This window comes from Nocardioides bruguierae (assembly GCF_023554635.1).
In the GTDB taxonomy this organism is placed as follows: domain Bacteria; phylum Actinomycetota; class Actinomycetes; order Propionibacteriales; family Nocardioidaceae; genus Nocardioides; species Nocardioides bruguierae.
In genome coordinates this window covers 1-1,596 of record NZ_JAMJPH010000045.1, presented here as the reverse complement: position 1 = coordinate 1,596, position 1,596 = coordinate 1, and the positions used below count along the sequence as shown (strand labels likewise).

The 1,596-nt window shown below is 68.4% G+C and carries 2 protein-coding genes; both read left to right on the top strand.

What is annotated here, in order from left to right:
• Positions 1-10 precede the first annotated feature (10 nt).
• Positions 11-124 (top strand): flagellin, encoded by a 114-nt coding sequence (locus M8316_RS20315; protein ID WP_272495624.1) that lies wholly within the window; start codon positions 11-13, stop codon positions 122-124.
• Positions 125-416: 292 nt separating this feature from the next.
• Complete coding sequence (locus tag M8316_RS20310; RefSeq protein ID WP_250057796.1) at positions 417-1,217, top strand: flagellin N-terminal helical domain-containing protein; 801 nt, start codon at positions 417-419, stop codon at positions 1,215-1,217.
• Positions 1,218-1,596: the final 379 nt, after the last annotated feature.

The following is a 1,596-nucleotide window of genomic DNA, read 5'->3' as shown; positions in this document are numbered from 1 at the left end:
CGACACCGACATGGCCGCCGAGATGATGAACTTCACCCGCTCCCAGATCCTCTCCCAGGCCGGCACCTCCATGCTCGCCCAGGCCAACCAGGCCCCCAACAACGTCCTCAGCCTCCTGCGCTGACCCACGGCCTGACACGGCCTGAACCCACGGCCTGCACCAGCCACTGGTCCCGGAGACCTGGACCAGCAGGACCCCCGACCCGCCACCGGCGGTCGGGGGTCCTGCTGCGTCCGGACCGGGCACAGGACCGTGACAGGGGCCGGCACCGGTGGCGCGCACCGCGGGCAGCACACGCTTGTGAGGAGGACGTGAAGAACGCCACGTCCCGATCAGGCGGGCCGCGATGGGCGCCGATGGACGGGTGCAGCCCACGGACGGGCTGTGCACCCCGTGACCAGGAAGGGACACCACGATGAGTCTCCGCATCAACACCAACGTCGACGCGATCAACACCTACCGCAACCTCTCCTCGACCCAGAACTCGATGAGCAAGTCGCTGGAGAAGCTCTCCTCCGGCTTCCGCATCAACCGCGCCGCCGACGACGCCTCCGGCCTCGCCATCTCCGAGGGCCTGCGCTCCCAGGTCGGCGGTCTCAAGGTCGCCACCCGCAACGCCCAGGACGGCATCTCCGTCGCCCAGACCGCAGAAGGCGCCCTCACCGAGGTCCACTCCATGCTCCAGCGCATGAACGACCTCTCGGTCCAGTACAACAACGGCACCCAGAACACGGACTCCCAGACGGCGCTGCAGACGGAGTTCGACGCGCTGAAGACGGAGATCGGCAACATCCAGGACAACACCAAGTTCAACGGTGTGGACCTGTTCGCCGGCGCCGACCTCACGTTCCAGACCGGCTTCGAGTCCGCCGACACGATCGACATCAGCGGCACCACCGCGCTGAAGGACTTCAAGACCACCATCGCCGCGCTGGACATCACCAGCTCGACGAGCGACGACGTGCAGGCGGAGATCACCAACGTCTCGGCCCAGCGTTCGGCCCTCGGTGCGGTGCAGAACCAGTTCGAGCACCGGGTCAACAGCCTGAACGTGTCGGTGGAGAACCTCTCCGCCTCGGAGTCCCGCATCCGCGACACCGACATGGCCGCCGAGATGATGAACTTCACCCGCTCGCAGATCCTCTCCCAGGCCGGCACCTCCATGCTCGCCCAGGCCAACCAGGCCCCCAACAACGTCCTCAGCCTCCTGCGCTGACCCGACGTCGGGCGACGGGTCCGACCCCCGGGCTGACCCGGCACCACCCAGCACGACCCAGCACGACCCAGCACGACCCAGCACGACCCGGGCCCCCGGCCGTCCCGACGGCCGGGGGTCCGGTCGTCCGGAGGGCGGCGGGCGGTACGGACCACCGCGGCCGCACCGGCCGGTGTCGTCGGTTCCCCTCAGGAGGGGGCGGCGGGCGTCGATGGGGGACGTGCTGCCCACGGACGGGCGCATCCGTCAGAGTCCCAGGAAGGGAACCCATCATGAGCCTGCGCATCAACACCAACGTCGACGCGATCAACACCTACCGCAACCTCTCCTCGACCCAGAGCTCGATGAGCAAGTCGCTGGAGAAGCTCTCCTCCGGCTT